We start from the raw sequence: 18,520 nt of genomic DNA on the forward strand, positions 1-18,520 counted from the left end.
GCGGATCGAGCGCTTCCGGCCGGCGCGCCTCGACCGCGCGCGTCACGCGGCCGAGCGGCGCGAGCCCGCGCCCGACGATCACCCACACGGCCGCGCCGAGGAACGGCAGCAGCACGATCAGCGGCCACAGCGTGCGCAGCGCGACGTTCGCCGCGAGCCGGTTGCGCACCGACAGCGGCTGCGCGAGCTGCACGACGTTGTCGCCGACGATCGCGCCGTACACGCGCCATTCGCCGCGATCGGTGCGTTCGGTCGAGAAGCCGAGCTCCGCACGCGGCGCGATCGGCGCACGCGGATGCGAGAAGTACATCAGCACGCCGTTGCGGTTCCAGATCTGGATCACGATGCCTTCGTCGCCGTTGGTGCGCGAGCCGAACACCTGCGAGAACGGCTCGGACGGCAAGGCCGCCGCGATTTCCTGCAACTGGTAGTCGAACAGTTCGTTCGCTTCGGCAAGTGCCTGCCGGTAGATGAGCCAGCCCGCGATACCCACGCCCGCGACGACGATCGCGAGCAGCCAGATCAGCAATTGATGACGAATCGACCTCACGCGTCAGCTTTCCTTGACGACCATGTAGCCGAGCCCGCGCACGTTGCGGATCAGGTCCGAGCCGAGCTTCTTGCGCAGCGCGTGGATGTAGACCTCGACCGTGTTGCTGCCGATCTCCTCGCCCCAGCCGTACATCTTTTCCTCGAGCTGGCTTTTCGACAGCACCGCGCCGGGCCGCGCGAGCAGCGCCTCGAGCAGCGCGAACTCGCGCGCGGACAGCGCGACGGGCACGCCGTCGAGCGTCACCTGGTGCGAAGCGGGGTCGAGTGTCAGCGCGCCGTGGCGGATCAGCGATTCGCTGCGTCCGGCCTGGCGGCGGATCAGCGCACGCATCCGCGCACCGAGTTCGTCGAGGTCGAACGGTTTGACGAGGTAGTCGTCGGCGCCCGCGTCGAGCCCCTTCACGCGATCGGCCACCGCGTCGCGCGCAGTGACGATCAGCACCGGCAGCGCCAGCCCGCGTGCGCGCAGCGTGCGCAGCACGTCGATGCCGTCGCGCTTCGGCAGGCCGAGGTCGAGCAGCAGCAGGTCGTACGTCTCGCCGCCGAGCGCCGTCAGCGCGGCGTCGCCGTCCTGCACCCAGTCGACCGCAAAGCCGTCCGAGCGCAGCGCCTTGCGCACGCCTTCGGCAATCATTCGATCATCTTCGACAAGCAGAATCCGCATCGGGACAGGCATCCATGGGGCGAGTCAAACACGCCGACCATTGTAGCGCCGCGAACCGGGCGCGCGGCACCATGCAATGCAACAGAAAGGCGGATTGCAAGGGGGCTGTCCGGACTTGTCTCTACAATGTGCGCTTTGGCGCCGCGCGCGCCCTGCCCGAACGTCGTGCTTCTCCCGTATTCGCTCATGCCGATTTCCGATCTTTCCACCCGGTTCGCCCCCCGCGCCCGCGTCTGCCTGCGGGCGGCCGCCATCGTCGCCACCTGCACCGCCCTCGCCTTCGCACCGTCCGCGCAGGCCCGCAAGAAATCCCACAAGGAAGCGCGCAAGACCACCGTCGTGTCGCCCGCCGCACGCGCGGCCGGCCTGCCGGCGTCCGTACTCGTCGCGCTGCAGCGCGCGAAGGTGCCGGCGTCGGCGATGAGCGTCGTCGTCGAGCGCGTCGGCGATCCGGAACCGCTGATCGCGTGGAATGCGAGCCGGCCGATGATGCCCGCGTCGACGATGAAGCTCGTGACGACCTTCTCGGGCCTGTCGATCCTCGGCCCCGACTACCGCTGGCGCACGACCGCCTACACGGACGGCACGATCGACCCCGACGGCACGCTGCAGGGCAACCTGTACATCAAGGGTACCGGCGATCCGAAGCTCGTGCCCGAAGAGCTGATCGACCTCGTCGACAAGCTCCGCAAGGCCGGCGTCAAGCGCGTGGCCGGCGGCCTCGTGCTCGACAAGAGCTACTTCGCGACCTCGACACGCGATCTCCCTTCGTTCGACGACGACGCGAGCGCGCCGTACAACGTCGGCCCCGATCCGCTGCTGTACGCGTTCAAGGCCGTGTCGTTCACCGTCACGCCGGGCGACGACGGCAAGGTGGCCGTCGACGTGCTGCCGCCGCTCGCGGACCTGTCGATCGACAACCAGCTGGTCGAAGGCTCGGGCTCGTGCAGCGCGGCCGCCGCGGCCGCGCGTCCGACGCTGACGGCCGGCAGCGGGATCATGACCGCATCGTTCGCGGGCGACTACCCGCTGCGCTGCGGCGCGCACACGACCAACCTCGCGATCCTCGATCACACGACGTTCTTCGCACGCGGCTTCCTCGCGCTGTGGCAGCAGGACGGCGGCACGATCGCGGGGCCGGTGAGCGAAGGCAAGGTGCCGACCACCGCGCGGCCCCTCGCCGTGCATCACAGCCCGGTGCTCGGCAGCATCGTCTACGACATCAACAAGTTCAGCAACAACGTGATGGCGCGCAACCTGTTCCTGACGATCGGCGCGGTCAGCGGCAAGCCGCCCGCGACGCCCGAGCAGTCGAGCCGCGTGATCCAGGCGTTCCTGCAGAAGAACGGCATCGCAATGCCCGACCTCGTGCTCGAAAACGGCTCGGGCCTGTCGCGCGAAGAGCACGTGAGCGCGCTGTCGCTCGCCGCGCTGCTGCCCGTCGCCGCGCACACCTGCGACGGCATTCATGCGGTGCCGCGCGCGTATGTCGACGTCGCCCGCGCGCTGCGCTACTCGCGGCTCCAGCTCGTGCGCTACGTGATCCTGCCGGCCGCGCTGCCGTCGATCTTCACCGGGCTGTATCTCGGCCTGATCTATTCGTGGCTCGCGACGCTCGGCGCCGAATACCTGCTGGTCGCCGGCAGCGGGATCGGCAACACGCTGATCGACGGCAGCGAGCAGTTCCGGATGGATCTCGTGCTGTTCGGGATCATCGTCGTCGGCATAACGGGCTGGGCGCTGAACGCGATCGCGCGTGCGATCGAGCGCAAGGTGCTGGCCCGGCGCGGCGACCTGACGCGCTGATCGCCTCTTCCTTCCTCGCCACACACTTCCTCGCACCGCCATGACGACCCTCGCCTCCGATTCGCTCGACATCCTCCACGTGAGCAAGCACTACGCGCAACGCGGCGCCACGCTCGCCGTACTCGACGACGTGTCGCTGCACGTGCGCGCCGGCGAATTCGTCACGATCGTCGGTGCAAGCGGTTGCGGCAAGTCGACGCTGCTGCGGCTGATCGCCGGGCTCGACGCCGACTACGCGGGCGAGATCCGGGCCGGCGCCGAGCGCGTGCGCGACACGTCGCTGCAGCGCGGGATCGTGTTCCAGGATCACCGGCTGTTCCCGTGGCTGACCGTCGCGCAGAACATCGAGGCCGCGCTGCGCAACGCCCCGCTCGACGCGGCCGCGAAGCGGCGCGCGGTCGCCGATCACATCGCGCTCGTCGGGCTGAACGGCTTCGAGCACGCGTATCCGAACCAGCTGTCGGGCGGGATGGCGCAGCGCGTCGCGATCGCGCGCGGCCTCGTGAACCGCCCGCGCGTGCTGCTGCTCGACGAGCCGTTCGGCGCGCTCGACGCGCAGACGCGTGCGCGGATGCAGAACGAGCTGCTGCGCATCTGGGAACAGGAGCGCATCACGATGATCCTCGTCACGCACGACGTCGACGAAGCCGTGTATCTCGGCGACCGCGTCGTGACGATGGCGCCGCGCCCGGGCCGCATCGAACGCATCGTCGATGTCGCGCTGCCCCGCCCGCGCCGGCGCGATTCGCCGGAATTCGCGCGGTTGCGCGACACCGTGCTCGCCGATTTCTACCACAGCGAACCACCGGGCGACGATCGCCCGGGCGGCCAGCGCATCGACACGCCGCGCCCGCACCGGATCGGCGAATGGCGGCTGGCCTGGTAGCACGCACGACACGCCGAATCGCTCAGCATGACGACGCATATCGATCATCGCTGCGCACACGCTAAGGTTGTGACGATTCATCGGTTCCGGTTGCGCGCGGTCCCTGCTTGAATGGAGACTCGACCGACCCGACTCCAGGAGACTCCCGATGTCCGAAGTCCAGCACGCCGCTCACCCGTCTTCGCATGCTTCGCACGCCGCGCCGCGCACGGCCGCCGCCCCGCTCCAGCTTCGCCAGGTCGCCGGCCGGATCGGCGCCGAGATCGCCGGCGTGCGGCTGTCGGGCACGCTCGACGACGCGACGTTCGACGCGATCCAGGCCGCGCTGCTGCGCCACAAGGTGCTGTTCTTCCGTGGCCAGCATCATCTCGACGACACCGCGCAGGAAGCGTTCGCACGTCGCTTCGGCACCACCGTCGCGCACCCGACCGTGCCGTCCGTCGACGGCAGCGCGCACCTGCTCGAACTCGATTCCGCGCACGGCGCGCGCGCCAATTCGTGGCACACCGACGTGACCTTCGTCGATGCGTACCCGAAGATCTCGATCCTGCGCGCGGTGGTGATTCCGCCGTTCGGCGGCGACACCGTGTGGGCCAACACGGCCGCCGCGTACACGAACCTGCCCGACCCGCTGCGCGCGCTCGCCGACACGCTGTGGGCGCTGCATACCAACGCATACGACTACGCGTCGACGCACGTGCATGCCGACGATACGCAACTGAAGCGCTACCGCGAAGTGTTCACGTCGACCGTCTACGAAACCGAGCACCCGGTGGTGCGCGTCCATCCGCAAACCGGCGAACGCACGCTCGTGCTCGGGCATTTCGTGCAGCGGCTCAAGGGGCTGTCGGCGCAGGATTCCGCACACCTGCTGCAGGTGTTCCACGAACACGTGACGCGCCTCGAGAACACCGTGCGCTGGAACTGGCAGGAAGGCGACGTCGCGATCTGGGACAACCGCGCGACGCAGCACTATGCGATCAACGACTACGGCGATGCGCGCCGCGTCGTGCGCCGCGCGACCGTGCACGGCGACGTGCCGGTCGGCATCGACGGCCGCCAGAGCGTCGTGCTGAAGGGGCCGGGCGCGACGCTGCAATAACGCCCGCGTCTCGCGGCGGCGGCGCTCCGTGCGCGCCGCCGCGCCTGCCCTGCTTTCCGCTACCGGACACCGACCATGCACTTCCCGCCACCGGACCGACGCGCGCGCTCGCAACGATGTCGGCCCTCCGCCCCATCCACTTCCGCCAGGAGCGTCGCATGAGCGCCCTACTCGAACCCGCCGCCCAGCCGGTCGACGTGATCCCGCTGTCCGCCCATATCGGCGCGGAAATTCGCGGCGTCGACCTCACGCAACCGTTGACCACACCGCAGATCTCGGCGATCCGCGCCGCGCTGCTGAAATGGCGCGTCATCTTCTTCCGCGAACAATTCCTCACGCACGAGCAGCACGTCGCGTTCTCCGCGCAGTTCGGCGAGCCGACGGTCGGCCACCCGGTGTTCGGGCACGTCGACGGGCATCCGGCCGTCTACTCGATCGCGAAGCACCGCAAGGCAACGCGCTTCGAAGGCGAACCGGTGCGCCGCCCGTGGACCGGCTGGCACACCGACGTGACGGCCGCCGTGAACCCGCCGTGGGCGTCGATCCTGCGCGGCGTCACGATCCCGCCGTACGGCGGCGACACGCACTGGACGAACCTCGTGCGGGCGTACGAAACGCTGTCCGCGCCGCTGCGCGGCTTCGTCGACGGGCTGCGCGGCCTTCATCGCTTCACGCCGCCGGCCGGTGCGCGCGCGACCGGCGCGTTCGACGAGGCGGTCGAACGCCGCCCGCTCGTCACCGAGCATCCGCTCGTGCGCGTGCATCCGGAGACCGGTGAACGCGCGCTGTACGTGAGCCCGAGCTTCCTGAAATCGATCGTCGGGCTAACGCCGCGCGAGAGCCAGGCACTGCTCGAACTGCTGTGGGAACACGTGACGCGGCCGGAATTCACGATCCGCTTCAAGTGGGAACCGCGCAGCATCGCGTTCTGGGACAACCGCGCGACCGCCCACCTCGCGCCCGTCGACATCTTCGATCTCGACTTCGATCGCCAGCTGTATCGCACGACGCTCATCGGCGACGTGCCGGTCGGCCCCGACGGCCGGCCGTCGGTCGCGCTCGAAGGCTCGCCGGTCGAAGCGGCGGCAGCGGTCGCGCTCAACTGAACCGACCAGACCTGACGGCAGCCGGCGCGTACTGCATCGCGCCGGCCCTTCGTGCCGTCACACCGCGCGGACCAAAGCACCGCCCGCGCGGCTCCCCCGTCAATCCAGCCAGACCCCGTCGAAACGATGCCCGCCCAGCGGCGAGAACGTCAGCCCGTGCACGCGCTTGGACACGGGCAGCGACACGATCGACGTCGCGATCGGCGTGAACGGCACCTGGTCCTTGAACACGACCTGCGCCTGTTCGTACAGCGCCGTGCGCTTCGCGACGTCCCCATTGGAGCGCGCCGCGTCCACCAGCTTCTCGAAATCCTGGTTGCACCACTTCGCGAGATTGCTGCCGTGCACCGCGTCGCAGCCGAGCAGCGTGCCGAGCCAGTTGTCGGGGTCGCCGTTGTCGCCCGACCAGCCGTACAGGATCGCGTCGTGCTGCCCGTCGTGCTTCGCGCGGCGGTTGTATTCGCCCCATTCGTAGCTGACGATCTTCGCGCGCACGCCGATCCTCGCCCAGTCCTGCTGGATCAGTTGCGCCATCAACTGCGCATTCGGGTTGTACGGACGCTGCACGGGCATCGCCCACAGCGTCAGGTCGAAGCCGTTCGGGAACCCGGCCTGCGCGAGCAGCGCCTTCGCGGCCGCCGGGTCGCGCGGCGCATCCTTCAGGCGCGGGTTATAAGACCATTGCGCGGGCGGCATCGGGTTCGTCGCGATCTTCGCGTCGCCGTTGAACACGGTCTTCACGATCGCCGACTTGTCGATCGCGATGTCGAGCGCGCGCCGCACGTCGACGCGATCGAGCGGCGCATGCTGCGTGTTGTACGCGACGAAGCCGACGTTGAAGCCCATCCCCGAGAACAGCGTCAGCTTCGGGTCGCGCCGCACCGTGTCGAGGTCCGCCGGTCTCGGGAACGCCGATACCTGGCACTCGCCGGCCACCAGCTTCTGCAGGCGCGCCGCCGGATCGGGCGTGATCGCGAACACGAGGCGGGAAAGCTTCACGTCGTCCGGCTTCCAGTAGTCGGGATTCGCGTCGTAGCGGATCAGCGCGTCCTTCTGGTACGTGCGCAACAGGAACGGCCCCGTGCCGACCGGGAACTGGTTGATGTCGGCCTCGCGATGGCGCGCCGCGAGCTGCGACGCATACTCGGCCGACAGGATCGACGCGAACGCCATCGCGAGATTGCGCACGAACACGACGTCGGGCGTCTTCAGCACGAAGCGCACCGTGTAGTCGTCGACCTTGTCGATGCGCTCGACGTTGCGGTCGAAGCCGAGGTCGCTGAAATACGGGAAGCTGACCGGATAGGCCTTGCGGAACGGATCGTCGGGATCGAGCATCCGGCGGAACGTGAAGACGACGTCGTCGGCCTGGAACGGCCGCGTCGGCTTGAACCACGCGGTGGTCTGGAATTTCACGTCGCGCCGCAGGTGGAACGTGATCGTGCGCTGGTCGGGCGACACATCCCAGCTCGTCGCGAGCGCCGGCTCGAGATCGAGCGTGCCGCGCTTGAACTGCACGAGCCCGTTGTAGATCGGGTACGTGCTCGCGTCGAAATCGGTGCTCGTCGTGTGCTGGCCCGGATCGAAGCCGGCCGGGCTGCCTTCGGTGCAATACACGAGCGTCTTGCCGGACGGCGCGGCCAGCGCGTGCGTGGCCGCGCCGGCAAGCAGCAGCGACGCCGCAATGCAGCGCAGGGCGGCAGCGGCACGGGGTGCGCTACGCGCACGACGCGCAGCTGACGAAACGAAAGCGTTCTTCATGGTGGCGGAGACAGGAGAGAGGGCTGTCATGCAAATGACGACGGCCGATCTTCGCGCGCCGCCCGCCGATCGCTTACCAATTAATTTCGCGTTGCTTATCGTCGTGGATGCATCCCGCTGCCCGTGCATGAAAACGTCCACGCGAGCGCCGGGCGGCCGTCTCGCGCCGCCGTCTTCCGGCCCCCTGCAGACTCGCCCGAAATGGCGCATCGTATCGGCTGGCCAACGTCGGCATGGACGCACCGGGATCCGCCCGGCGCCGCCGCGCCGCCGATTCCAGGAGGACACACGATGCCTGTCAGCTCCGATACGTCCGCTCGCCCCGTGAAGACGCCGGGCCCCGATCACCCGATCACGGTCGAACCGCACCCGCGGCGCGTCGTGGTGAAGGCGGCCGGCAAGGTCGTCGCGGATACGCGCCGCGCGCTGGCGCTGCGCGAAGCCGCTTACCCGGCCGTGCTCTACATCCCGCGCGAAGACACCGACCTGACGCTGCTGCAACGCACCGACCACGCGACGTACTGCCCGTACAAGGGCGACGCCGCCTACTACTCGATTCCGGCCGGCGGCGAACGCGCGGTCAATGCCGTCTGGACCTACGAGGTGCCGTATCCGGCCGTCGATGCGATCCGCGGGCACCTCGCGTTCTATCCGGATCGCGTCGATTCGATCGAGGAAAGCCCGGCCGGCTCCGATTGAGGATCGCGGTAGCCGCTCGTCGAATGCCGGGCGGCGACGCGTGCCAAGTCGCGATTTCGCCGACGCGGCCAGGTGTGCTGTCGTGCTGTCGTGCTGGCGTGTCGGCGTGTCGGCGTGTCGGCGTGTCGGCGTGTCGGCGTGTCGGCGTGCTCTGACGTGCCCTGACGTGCTCCGGCTGGTTCCGGCGGGTTCCGGCAGATTCTTCCGCTGATCACCGGCCCGACCAACACCACCGAGCCTGCTCGCTGATTTGCATATGCGGATTCGTTGGTTGGCCGCCGGCCCACGCGGCCGTATCGTCCTGAATCCGGCGCGGGCCGGCCCGTGGCGCGCATCGCCCGCATCGGGCCCCGCCCTGCGCCGACCGCGACGGCTTTCCGCGCGGCCCGTGAACCCGCACGCAGGACGCCTCGATGAACGACACACCGCACGCAGACGTTGAACCGACACCGGCGAACCCGCATCGCCGCCAGTGGCTGCAAGGCGCGGCCGCCGGGCTGGCCGGGCTCGCGCTCGGCCCGCTCGCGGGCCTGCCTGCACACGCGCAGGACAGCGGCACGCGACTGCGCGTCGGTTTCCAGAAATACGGCAACTTCGTCGTGCTCAAGGCCCGCGGCACGCTGGAGAAGCGGCTCGCGAGCCAGGGCGTCACCGTGCAATGGCTCGAATTTCCGGCCGGCCCGCAATTGCTCGAGGGCCTGAACGCCGGCGCGATCGACGTCGGCACGGTCGGCGAGACGCCGCCGATCTTCGCGCAGGCGGGCGGCGTCGATTTCGTCTACATCGGCAACGAGCCGCCCGCGCCGCAGGGCGAGGCGATCGTCGTGCTGCCCGATTCGCCGATCCGCAACGTCGCGCAGCTGCGCGGCAAGAAGGTCGCGTTCAACAAGGGTTCGAACGTCCACTTCCTGCTCGTGAAGGCGCTCGAACATGCGGGCCTCACGTATGCCGACATCCAGCCGATCTACCTGACGCCCGCCGACGCGCGCGCCGCGTTCGTGCAGCGCAATGTCGATGCGTGGGTGATCTGGGATCCGTACCTGGCCGCCGCCGAGCGGCAGATCGGCGCGCGCGTGATCGCGAACGGCGAAGGGCTCGTGCGCAATACGCAGTACTACCTCGCGGCGCGCAAATACGCGGCCGCTCACCCGCAGGTGCTGCGCGCGCTGCTCGACGAAGTCGACGCGGTCGATCGCTGGGCGCGCGACCATGTGAGCGACGTCGCCACGCAACTGTCGCCGCTCGTCGGCCTCGACGCGCCGACGCTCGAAGTCGCGCTCAAGCGCGCCGGTTACGGCGTGCAGCCGATCGGCGACGCGACGCTCGCGTATCAGCAGACCATCGCCGATACGTTCAGCACGCTGAAGCTGATTCCGGGCAAGCTGTCGGTCGCGAGCGCACGCTGACGCGCCGCCGCTACCGAAGCACGGCGCGATACGCGTGAATCAGCGCGCGGGTGCCGCGCCGATGCGCCGCCATTCGTCGTAGTCGGTGACCAGGCCCGCTTCGTCGACCGCGATATCGGCCGCATACGTGCCGCTTTCGTAGCGGTACACGCGCTCCGCCGTACGCGTATAGCGCTGCTCGCCGCGCACGAACTCGAAATCCGGGAAGCGCAGCCACGCGGTATGGATCACGGCCGCCTCGCCGACGGCCAGCGCGAGCCGCCGGATCGGCAGCGTATTCGTCGACGGGCTGAAACCGAGATCGAGGTCGGTCGCGCCCGCGAGCACCGGTACGTCGACGCCATCGATCGTCCACCGCCCTGCGTCGCCGCTGATATCCCACTGCCGCGGCGGCTGCATACCAACGCACTGCGTGATGCGTGCCGAGCGCGTGAGCCAGTCGGCGCCGCATGCGATCGCGTAATCGATGCGAAACGGCGAGCCGTCGATCGCCCCCGACACCGAACCGGACAAGTCGATTCCCGTTCGCGACTCGACGAGCCTGCACCATTCGGCCGCCTGCCACGTCTGCACGATCTGCCATGCGACGCAGCGCGTGCGCACCGCTTCATCCTGTTGCGTCATGTCATCGTCTCCATTCGATCGCGCGGAAGCCGATTGTCGTCGATCGCACTGGCGAACACACGCGGCTTCGCCAACCGATGGTCAGTATCGGTTCGCCGTGCACCTTCGGGCAGCCCTGCTTTGATACCATCCGTCGATCGGCATCAACCGGAACAGGACAGGGGGCGCGACTTCATGGATTTGCTGGCGACGATGCGCATCTACGTCAGGGTCGTCGAGCGCGGCACGATGTCCGGCGCGGCGCGGGATCTCGACATGGGCCAGCCGGCCGTCAGCGAGCGCATCGAGCGACTCGAGAAGCATCTCGGCACCCGGCTCCTGTTGCGCAGCGCGCGCACCCTCGCGTGCACGGAAGAAGGCCGGATCTTCTACGAACGCAGCAAGGCACTGCTCGAAGCAGCCGACGACGCGGTCGCATCGGTGTCGAAGAGGGAAAACGCGCTCGACGGCACGATCCGGCTCGCGGCGCCGCAATGCGTCGGCGAGGTCGTGCTGCCCGGCGTGCTGATGCATGTCCGCACCGCGTATCCGAACCTGCACATCGATCTGATCCTGAACGACGACATCGTCGATCCGGTCACGGAAGGCGTCGACATCTCGATCCGAGTCGGACAGCTCGGCGACGGCGGGTTCGTCGCGCATCCAGTCGGCGCGGTCGGCCGCCGGCTCGTCGCCGCGCCGTCGTATCTCGAGCGGCATGGCCCGATCGACACGGCGGCCGATCTCGCGAACCATCCGTTCATCCGCGTGAAAGGTGTGTTCGCCAGCGATCGCCTGCCGCTGCAGCGCGACGGCGACACGCTCGAATACGCACGCATCCGCACGATCATGACGACGAGCCACTGGCGCCCGATGTTCGACACGATCGTGGCCGGCGGCGGCATCGGCGTGGTCCAGCGGCCGGCCTGCGCCGAGGCGCTCGCGGCCGGCACGCTCGTCGAGCTCCTGCCGCGGTACATGATTCCCGACTTCGCGCTCAACGTGCTCGTGCACGCACAGCGGCCGCTGCCGCCGCGCGTGCAGGCCGTCGTCGACCTGCTGAAGCAGGACCTCCCGCCACTGCTGGCCCGCCCTGCCCGATGACGGCCGCGACCGCCGCCCCGGTCACGCCTGCAGCGACTTCCCCGGCTCCTTCACATGGGCGTCGACTTCCATCTGGTAGAAGCGCGCGCTGACGAAGCCGAACAGCGTCCAGCCGAGGAACACGCACAGGCCGCCGAGCATCAGCGCCTGCTCGCCCGAGCTGAACAGCGCATAGAAGCTGTACGCGGTGGCCACCATCGCGATCGCGTTGGTCAGCAGCGCCTTCGCCGGCGGCACCTTCGCAACCTTCTGGATCGTGATCAGTGCGGCCATCGACATCACGTACGGTACGAGGTTCGTGACGACCGCGAGATCGACGATCTTCTGGAACTGGCTGCTCAGTTCCGGGCTGATCGTCATCAGCGCCAGCGCGACCTGCGCGACCAGCAGGATCACCATCCCGACGATCGGCGTGCCGGTGCGCGTCGCACGGGCGAACACCGGCAGGAAGTAGCCGACGTCCGCCGAACTCTTGAACACCTGCGCGACCGTGAACTGCCAGCCGAGCAGCGAGCCGATGCACGCGATCACCATCAGCGCGGTGACGATCGTGCCGACCGTCGGCGTGAACATCGTCGCGAACGCGATGCCGAACGGCGCGTTCGACTTCGCAAGGATCGCGTTGGGCACGACCCCCGCGATCACGTTGGTCGACACGATGTAGAAGATCGCCGACGCGATCGTGCCGCCAAGCACGGCGATCGGCACGTTGCGCTCCGGATTCTCGACGGCGTCCGAGTTCGCGCACGCCGATTCGAGCCCGAGGAACGCCCACAGCGTCACCGCGATCGAGCTGCCCACGGCCGGCCCGAACGGGATGTGGTTCGGGTTCCACGCGGCGCCCCAGGTCGCGCCGCTGAACCAGAACCAGCCGATCAGCGACACGACGACGACCGGAATGATCACGCCCCACACCGTCACCGCGCCGATCCGGCCGGTGATGCGCGAGCCGCCGAAGTTCGCGACCGTCGTCAGCACGAGCAGGAAGATCGTCCACAGGCCGGTCTGCAGCGGCGACAGCGTCGCGTCGAACAGCACGGTGCCGTAGCCAACGGCCGTGACGCCGATCGCGACGTTGGCGATCACCAGCGACAGCCCGTACGTGTAGTTCGCCATGTAGTTGCCGGCCTTGCCGAACGCGTATTCCGCGTAGCCGCCCATCCCGCCCGGCTTGCGACTCAGCATCCCGCAGCGTGCGAACGCGTAGGCCAGTGCGAGCGAGCCGCCGGCCGTGACGATCCACGACAGCAGCGAGATCGTGCCGACCTGCGCGAGTTTCGACGGCAGCAGGATGATGCCGGAGCCCATCATGTTGACCGCCGTGAGGATGGTGAGCTGCCAGACGTTCATCCGGTTCTTCGGCGCGGCCGCGGGGGCCGCGTCGGACATGCGCGCTGCGTTTTCCATGATGTCGATCCTTCGATGTGAGGCCGCCGCGCGGCCGGTCGCTCGTTCAGGCCGTCAGGCAATACACGCGGTACGTGCCGTCCTCGACTTCCACGCCGTGCGTGTCGTGCGCGAAGCCCGGGAAGCGCCGGTCGTACGCTTCGAGCGCCTTCAGGTAGCCGAGCACCGGGCCGCCCGCCGGCCCCGCGTTCTCGCCCGGCATCAGCAGCGGAATGCCCGGCGGGTACGGCACGACGCCGGTGGCGACCGTGCGCCCGGCCAGCTCCTCGAGCGTGACCTGCTCGACCCGGCCCTGCACCAGATGCTCGTACGCCCGCACCGGGCTCATGTCCGGCTTCGGCAGGATCGAAAAGGCTTCCGACATCAGCCGCGTCGTACCGAGCTGCTCCATCGCCGCGAACATCGTGTCGGCCAGGTCCTTCAGCCCCATGCCCGCATAGCGCGAGCCGTGCTCCTTCACGAGTGACGGAATCGCCATGTCGAGCGGCAGGTTCGCGTCGTAGTCGCGCTTGAAGTCGCACAGCGCGCTGACGAGCGAGCCCCACTTGCCCTTCGTGATGCCGATCGAGAACAGGAACAGGATCGTGAAGTCGGTGGTTTTCTCGACGACGATCCCGCGCGCATCGAGATACGCGGTCACGACGCTCGCCGGAATGCCGACCGGCATCAGCCCGCCGGCCGGCGCGACGCCCGGCGTGACGATCGACACCTTGATCGGATCGAGCATGCAGTAGCCGTCTTCGATATTGCCGAAGCCGTGCCATTGCGCGCCGGGGCGCAGCACCCAGCACGACGGGTCGCTCGCGAGCAGCTCGGGCGGCGCATCGTGGAACGGCAGCGTGCGGCCGGTGCGCGTCTCGAGCACGGTGTCGGGCTGCCAGCATTCGAAGAACCAGTCGCCTTTCGCGCCGAACTCGCTGTTCATCCGCGCGATCATCTGCCGGAATGCGACAGCCTCCTCGATCGACTCGTGCGTGAGTGCCGCGCCGCCGGGGCCGTCCATCATCGCGGCCGCGACGTCGTTCGACGCGATGATCGCGTAGTTCGGCGACGTCGACGCGTGCATCATGAATGTTTCGTTGAACTGGCCATGCGGAATCGGGTTGCGGCCGTCGCGCACGTGGATGTACGACGCCTGCGACAGCGCGGTCAGCAGCTTGTGCGTCGACTGCGTCGCGAACACCGTCGGGCGATCCGCATGATGGTCGCGCGGGTCGCCGTGCATCGCGTGGCGATCGCGGTAGATCGGGTTGAAACGTGCGTAGCCGTACCAGGCTTCATCGAAATGCAGCCGGTCGACGCTCGCGCCGAGCAGTTCCTCGACGCGCGCGACGTTGTAGCACAGGCCGTCGTACGTCGAGTTGGTGACGATCGCATGCTTCGGCTGGCGGTCGGCGAGCCCGGCCGTGAGCGGGTTCGACGTGATCGCCTCGCGGATCGCCGCCTGCGTGAGGCGCTCCGACGCGATCGGCCCGATGATCCCGTAGCGGTTGCGCGTCGGCACGAGGTAGGTCGGAATCGCGCCCGACATCGTCATCGCATGCTCGGCCGACTTGTGGCAGTTGCGGTCGCACAGCGCGATCTGGTCGCGGCTCACGCTCGCCATCAGGATGATGCGGTTCGACGTCGACGAGCCGTTCGTCACGTGATACGTGCGATGCGCGCCGAACACGCGTGCCGCATAGCGCTCGCTTTCGCCGATCGGGCCCGAGTGGTCGAGCAGCGAGCCGAGCTCGCCGACCGAGATCGACAGGTCGGAACGGAACAGCGCTTCGCCGAAGTATTCGAAGAACGCGCGGCCGACCGGCGATTTCAGGAAGCCCGTGCCGCCCGTGTGGCCGGGCGTATGCCATGAGTATTCGTAGACGCGCGAGAACTTCGCGAGCGCGCCGAACATCGGCGGCAGCACGGTGGCGCGATAGCGTTCGATCGCCGCGTGGATGCGCCCGCCGATGAAGTCGGCCGTATCTTCGAGCAGCCACACGAAATCGTCCACCTGCCCCATCACCGCGGACGGCACCGTCGACGCGACGCTGCGGTCGGCCAGCAGGAAGATCGGCACGTTGCCGTTGCGATGCCGGATCGCGTCGACCACGGCCTCGGACGGCCCGTGGCCGTCCACGCCGAGATCCCAGTCGAGCAGCACGCACTGGATCGACGGATCGGAACGGATCAGCATGATCGCATCGTCGGCCGAGGTTGCCGTGAGCACGTCGATGTCGCGCTGCACGAGTTCCGCGCTCAGCGTGCGGACCGCACGCCCGGTCGCGGTTTCCTGCGTGATCTCGTCGTCGACCAGAAGCGCGCGCATGCCGAGACGACGAATGCCACCGACGGAGGTATTCATATTGTTGCCCTCGTTGTTCCGATGCTTCGTTGGGGTAATGCGTCTCACGAGCACGCGGACAGCAGGCCACGGGCGGCGGCGTGAGACGCTCGCAAATCCGGTTTGATTCGCCATCCAATTCGGAGCCGACTATGCCATAGATGCCATTTGATGAAAAGCAGACGATTCGGCGAAACGGCCAGCCGTTTTCAAATCGCATTTCACGAACGGTTCATTTTGATGTGCATTGCAACACGCCGATTTCCGATTATTCGATCGTTCTCGCCCGGTAATCCGACGGCCGATTGCGGTCGATTGAATTCGCCCGGTTTTGTTGCTACGATCGGCTGCGCCGTGCCTTGTCCGGTGGCGGCTGCGCCGCGCCGCGCAAGGCTGCTTCGTGCGGCGCGCCATTCGGCATTCAGCATTCGCGGGAGCGTTTCAATCGGCTGCAGCGCGTGTCGGATTACGCGGATTACGCGGTGGTGCGAATGCGGCTCCCGTTTTCCGCACATTTACGGGAGAGTTCGCGTGAGCCTGTTGAAAATCGCAGTCGAGCCGGCGCTGATTGGTGCCTTCCTCACCACGCACGAACAGGTCGACGTATTTCAGACCGATTTCACGAATATCGCGGCCATCGTCGTCGGAATCGATTCGGCGCAACAGGTGCTTAAAACCGTCGAACGAACCGGATTCGCGATTCCGTTCTTCGTCGCGGTCGAGCCCGACCAGGAAGTGCCGCCGTCGATCCTGCCGAGCGCGAGCGGCGTGATCCAGCTCCGCCACGGCGGACGCCATTACTATGGCCGGCAGATCTCCGCCGCCGCCGACATCTACAGCGAGAACCTGCTGCCGCCGTTCTTCAAGGTGATGCGCGAATACGTGCAGCGCGGCTACGTCGAGTTCGACTGCCCCGGCCACCAGGGCGGCCAGTTCTTCTCGAACCACCCGCTCGGCCGGATGTTCTTCGACTTCTTCGGCGAGACGATCTTTCGCGCCGACCTCTGCAACGCCGATGTCCGGCTCGGCGATCTCCTGATCCACGAAGGCCCCGCGCTGGAAGCGCAGCGCAATGCCGCGCGGATCTACAACGCGGACAAGACGTACTTCGTGCTGAACGGCACGTCGACGTCGAACAAGGTCGTCACGAGCGCGCTGCTCGCCCCCGACGATCTCGTGCTGTTCGACCGCAACAACCACAAGTCGGTGCACCTCGGCGCGCTCGTGCTGTCGGGCGCGCGACCGGTCTACCTCGAAACCGCACGCAATGCGTGGGGCCTCATCGGCGGCGTCGACAGCGCGGCGCTCGGCGAAGCGCGCATTCGCGACGCGATCCGCGACGTCGCGCCGGATCGCGCCGACCAGCCGCGGCCGTTCCGCCTCGCGGTGATCCAGCTCGGCACCTACGACGGCACGATCTACAACGCGCGCGAGATCGTCGACCGGATCGGGCATCTGTGCGACTACATCCTGTTCGACTCGGCGTGGGTCGGCTACGAGCAGTTCATCCCGATGATGCAGGACTGCTCGCCGCTGATGCTGACGCTCGGCCCCGACGATCCCGGCATCTTCGTCACGCAGTCGGTGCACAAGCAGCAGGCCGGCTTCTCGCAGACGTCGCAGATTCACAAGAAAGACAGCCACATCGAAGGCCAGAAGCGCTTCTGCGATCACCGGCGCTTCAACAACGCGTACATGATCCATGCGTCGACGAGCCCGTTCTATCCGATGTTCGCCGCGCTCGACGTCAACGCGCAGATGCATGCCGGCCCGGCCGGCAAGCGCCTGTGGCGCGACTGCGTGGCGCACGGCGTCGATGCGCGCAAGCTGCTGTTGAAGACCTGCCGCCAGATCCGACCGTTCGTTCCCCAGAACATCGACGGCCGCCCGTGGGCCGACTACCCGACCGAGCAGATCGTCGACGACCTGCGTTTCTTCCGCTTCCACCCGGCCGACACGTGGCACGGCTTCGAAGGCTATGCGGACAACCAGTATTTCGTCGATCCGTGCAAGCTGCTGCTGACGACGCCCGGCATCGATCGCGACACGCACGAATACGCGGCGTTCGGCGCGCCGGCGCCGATCCTGGCGCGCTACCTGCGCGAGCACGGTGTCGTGCCCGAGAAGGCCGACCTGTACACGATCCTGTTCCTGCTCACGCCGTCGGAGAGCTTCGGCAAGCTGCAGCATCTGGTCGCGCACCTCGCGCAGTTCGAACGCCATCTCGACCAGGACACGCCGCTGCGCGAAGCCATTCCGTCGCTGTGCGAAGCGTATCCGGAGCTGTACGGCAACATGCGCCTGCGGCAGCTGTGCCAGCGGATGCACGACTTCTACCGCAGCCACGACATGAAGCATCTGCAGAAGCTGATGTTCCGGCGCGCGCAGTTCCCGAAGCAGGCGATGCTGCCGCAGGCCGCGAACGCCGAGCTGATTCGCAACAACGTCGAGCTCGTCACGCTCGATCGCATCGAAGGCCGGATCGCAACGGAAGGCGCGTTGCCCTATCCGCCCGGCATCTTCTGCGTGGTGCCCGGCGAGGCGTGGGGCGGCCCGGCGCTCGACTACTTCCGCGCGCTCGAAGCCGGGATCAACGCGCTGCCGGGTTTCGAGCCGGAAATCCAGGGCGTCTATCTGCAAACGCAGCCGGACGGCACGAAGCAGGCTTCGGCTTACGTCGTGGCAACCGGCACCGACGCGTCACACGCGTAACCCGGCTCGCCGCCCTTCTTCGAGGCCACCGCACGGCGCAGGCGCGGGCGCAAGAGTCCGCACTTGCGCACCGCCTGACCGTGCGGTACCGTCCTGCTTTCCGGGATAACCGAAGCCTCGCCTCGAAACCCATCCGTCGATTCGTTCCGATGCGGCCCCGCCCCCTGCCCGGCGCTGTCGCGTCGCGCGTACAGGAGGGGTTCCGTTGGACGTTCGCATCTACCTGCTGGCCGCCGCCGTGTTCCTGGCCGGCGTCGCCGAAAACATCTGCGTCGGCATCCTGCCGGCCATTTCCGCCGGCCTGCACGTCTCGATCGCCGCCGCCGGCCAGCTCACCACGATCTTCTCCGCCGTGTTCGCGCTGGCCGCGCTCGTCGCCGCAGCCT

Annotated in this window: 14 protein-coding genes and 2 pseudogenes; 9 read left to right on the plus strand and 7 right to left on the minus strand. The window is 68.0% G+C overall.

Features of this window, described 5'->3' with window-relative positions:
• Nucleotides 1–550: pseudogene (locus G3N99_RS17210) on the minus strand (two-component sensor histidine kinase); the annotation flags it as partial.
• Between the two features lie 3 nt (nt 551–553).
• Nucleotides 554–1,216, minus strand: a complete 663-nt coding sequence (locus tag G3N99_RS17215; RefSeq protein WP_039360640.1) for a response regulator — start codon at nt 1,214–1,216, stop codon at nt 554–556.
• A gap of 186 nt (nt 1,217–1,402) precedes the next feature.
• Here G3N99_RS17215 and dacB point away from each other — a divergent pair, with 186 nt between their 5' ends.
• From dacB to G3N99_RS17240, 4 genes are all read left to right on the plus strand, one after another.
• Complete coding sequence (gene dacB, locus G3N99_RS17220; RefSeq protein WP_241011697.1) at nt 1,403–3,022, plus strand: D-alanyl-D-alanine carboxypeptidase/D-alanyl-D-alanine-endopeptidase; 1,620 nt, start codon at nt 1,403–1,405, stop codon at nt 3,020–3,022.
• Between the two features lie 40 nt (nt 3,023–3,062).
• The gene (locus tag G3N99_RS17230) at nt 3,063–3,908 is read left to right on the plus strand and encodes an ABC transporter ATP-binding protein (RefSeq protein WP_206123006.1); all 846 of its coding nucleotides are present in this window, start codon (nt 3,063–3,065) and stop codon (nt 3,906–3,908) included.
• Nucleotides 3,909–4,056: 148 nt separating this feature from the next.
• Nucleotides 4,057–5,010: a TauD/TfdA family dioxygenase gene (locus tag G3N99_RS17235; protein ID WP_206123007.1), complete on the plus strand. Its 954-nt coding sequence runs from the start codon at nt 4,057–4,059 to the stop codon at nt 5,008–5,010.
• 158 nt (nt 5,011–5,168) lie between these two features.
• The gene (locus G3N99_RS17240) at nt 5,169–6,116 is read left to right on the plus strand and encodes a TauD/TfdA family dioxygenase (protein WP_174936108.1); all 948 of its coding nucleotides are present in this window, start codon (nt 5,169–5,171) and stop codon (nt 6,114–6,116) included.
• 99 nt (nt 6,117–6,215) lie between these two features.
• On the opposite strand, the gene G3N99_RS17245 is transcribed toward G3N99_RS17240, so the two are convergent.
• Entirely contained in the window at nt 6,216–7,877 is a 1,662-nt protein-coding gene (locus G3N99_RS17245; protein WP_206123008.1) for an ABC transporter substrate-binding protein, read from the minus strand.
• A 291-nt stretch (nt 7,878–8,168) separates the two neighbouring features.
• Between G3N99_RS17245 and G3N99_RS17250 the strand changes: the two genes are divergently transcribed.
• Both G3N99_RS17250 and G3N99_RS17255 read left to right on the plus strand, forming a co-directional pair.
• The gene (locus tag G3N99_RS17250) at nt 8,169–8,576 is read left to right on the plus strand and encodes a DUF427 domain-containing protein (protein ID WP_206123009.1); all 408 of its coding nucleotides are present in this window, start codon (nt 8,169–8,171) and stop codon (nt 8,574–8,576) included.
• Nucleotides 8,577–8,989: 413 nt separating this feature from the next.
• Entirely contained in the window at nt 8,990–9,982 is a 993-nt protein-coding gene (locus G3N99_RS17255) for a sulfonate ABC transporter substrate-binding protein (protein ID WP_206123010.1), read from the plus strand.
• 39 nt (nt 9,983–10,021) lie between these two features.
• On the opposite strand, the gene G3N99_RS17260 is transcribed toward G3N99_RS17255, so the two are convergent.
• Nucleotides 10,022–10,606: a putative glycolipid-binding domain-containing protein gene (locus tag G3N99_RS17260; RefSeq protein WP_206123011.1), complete on the minus strand. Its 585-nt coding sequence runs from the start codon at nt 10,604–10,606 to the stop codon at nt 10,022–10,024.
• 174 nt (nt 10,607–10,780) lie between these two features.
• On the opposite strand from G3N99_RS17260, the gene G3N99_RS17265 reads away from it, so the two are divergent.
• Nucleotides 10,781–11,689, plus strand: a complete 909-nt coding sequence (locus G3N99_RS17265; RefSeq protein WP_206123012.1) for a LysR family transcriptional regulator — start codon at nt 10,781–10,783, stop codon at nt 11,687–11,689.
• Nucleotides 11,690–11,710: 21 nt separating this feature from the next.
• On the opposite strand, the gene potE is transcribed toward G3N99_RS17265, so the two are convergent.
• The 3 genes from potE to G3N99_RS17280 form a co-directional block, all read right to left on the minus strand.
• Nucleotides 11,711–13,096 carry a putrescine-ornithine antiporter gene (gene potE, locus G3N99_RS17270; protein ID WP_206123013.1) on the minus strand — a complete coding sequence of 462 codons (1,386 nt, stop codon included), beginning with the start codon at nt 13,094–13,096 and terminating at the stop codon, nt 11,711–11,713.
• Between the two features lie 46 nt (nt 13,097–13,142).
• Entirely contained in the window at nt 13,143–15,443 is a 2,301-nt protein-coding gene (locus G3N99_RS17275; protein WP_174936124.1) for an Orn/Lys/Arg decarboxylase N-terminal domain-containing protein, read from the minus strand.
• Between the two features lie 200 nt (nt 15,444–15,643).
• Nucleotides 15,644–15,850 carry a hypothetical protein gene (locus G3N99_RS17280; RefSeq protein ID WP_174943662.1) on the minus strand — a complete coding sequence of 69 codons (207 nt, stop codon included), beginning with the start codon at nt 15,848–15,850 and terminating at the stop codon, nt 15,644–15,646.
• Nucleotides 15,851–15,953: 103 nt separating this feature from the next.
• Here G3N99_RS17280 and G3N99_RS17285 point away from each other — a divergent pair, with 103 nt between their 5' ends.
• Nucleotides 15,954–18,134, plus strand: coding sequence for an ornithine decarboxylase (locus G3N99_RS17285; RefSeq protein ID WP_206123014.1), 2,181 nt, complete (start codon nt 15,954–15,956; stop codon nt 18,132–18,134).
• Between the two features lie 205 nt (nt 18,135–18,339).
• A pseudogene (locus tag G3N99_RS17290) lies at nt 18,340–18,520 on the plus strand (MFS transporter); the annotation flags it as partial.

This window comes from Burkholderia sp. Ac-20392 (assembly GCF_017104585.1).
Taxonomy (GTDB): domain Bacteria; phylum Pseudomonadota; class Gammaproteobacteria; order Burkholderiales; family Burkholderiaceae; genus Burkholderia; species Burkholderia lata.

Bases quoted from the DNA above. Each gene is read 5' to 3' on its own strand.
- G3N99_RS17250 (WP_206123009.1), top strand. From the start codon at position 8,169: ATGCCTGTCAGCTCCGATACGTCCGCTCGCCCCGTGAAGACGCCGGGC.
- potE (WP_206123013.1), bottom strand. From the start codon at position 13,096: ATGGAAAACGCAGCGCGCATGTCCGACGCGGCCCCCGCGGCCGCGCCG.
- G3N99_RS17240 (WP_174936108.1), top strand. From the start codon at position 5,169: ATGAGCGCCCTACTCGAACCCGCCGCCCAGCCGGTCGACGTGATCCCG.
- G3N99_RS17280 (WP_174943662.1), bottom strand. From the start codon at position 15,850: ATGCTGAATGCCGAATGGCGCGCCGCACGAAGCAGCCTTGCGCGGCGC.
- G3N99_RS17260 (WP_206123011.1), bottom strand. From the start codon at position 10,606: ATGACGCAACAGGATGAAGCGGTGCGCACGCGCTGCGTCGCATGGCAG.
- G3N99_RS17215 (WP_039360640.1), bottom strand. From the start codon at position 1,216: ATGCGGATTCTGCTTGTCGAAGATGATCGAATGATTGCCGAAGGCGTG.
- G3N99_RS17275 (WP_174936124.1), bottom strand. From the start codon at position 15,443: ATGAATACCTCCGTCGGTGGCATTCGTCGTCTCGGCATGCGCGCGCTT.
- G3N99_RS17230 (WP_206123006.1), top strand. From the start codon at position 3,063: ATGACGACCCTCGCCTCCGATTCGCTCGACATCCTCCACGTGAGCAAG.
- G3N99_RS17245 (WP_206123008.1), bottom strand. From the start codon at position 7,877: ATGAAGAACGCTTTCGTTTCGTCAGCTGCGCGTCGTGCGCGTAGCGCA.
- dacB (WP_241011697.1), top strand. From the start codon at position 1,403: ATGCCGATTTCCGATCTTTCCACCCGGTTCGCCCCCCGCGCCCGCGTC.
- G3N99_RS17235 (WP_206123007.1), top strand. From the start codon at position 4,057: ATGTCCGAAGTCCAGCACGCCGCTCACCCGTCTTCGCATGCTTCGCAC.
- G3N99_RS17255 (WP_206123010.1), top strand. From the start codon at position 8,990: ATGAACGACACACCGCACGCAGACGTTGAACCGACACCGGCGAACCCG.
- G3N99_RS17265 (WP_206123012.1), top strand. From the start codon at position 10,781: ATGGATTTGCTGGCGACGATGCGCATCTACGTCAGGGTCGTCGAGCGC.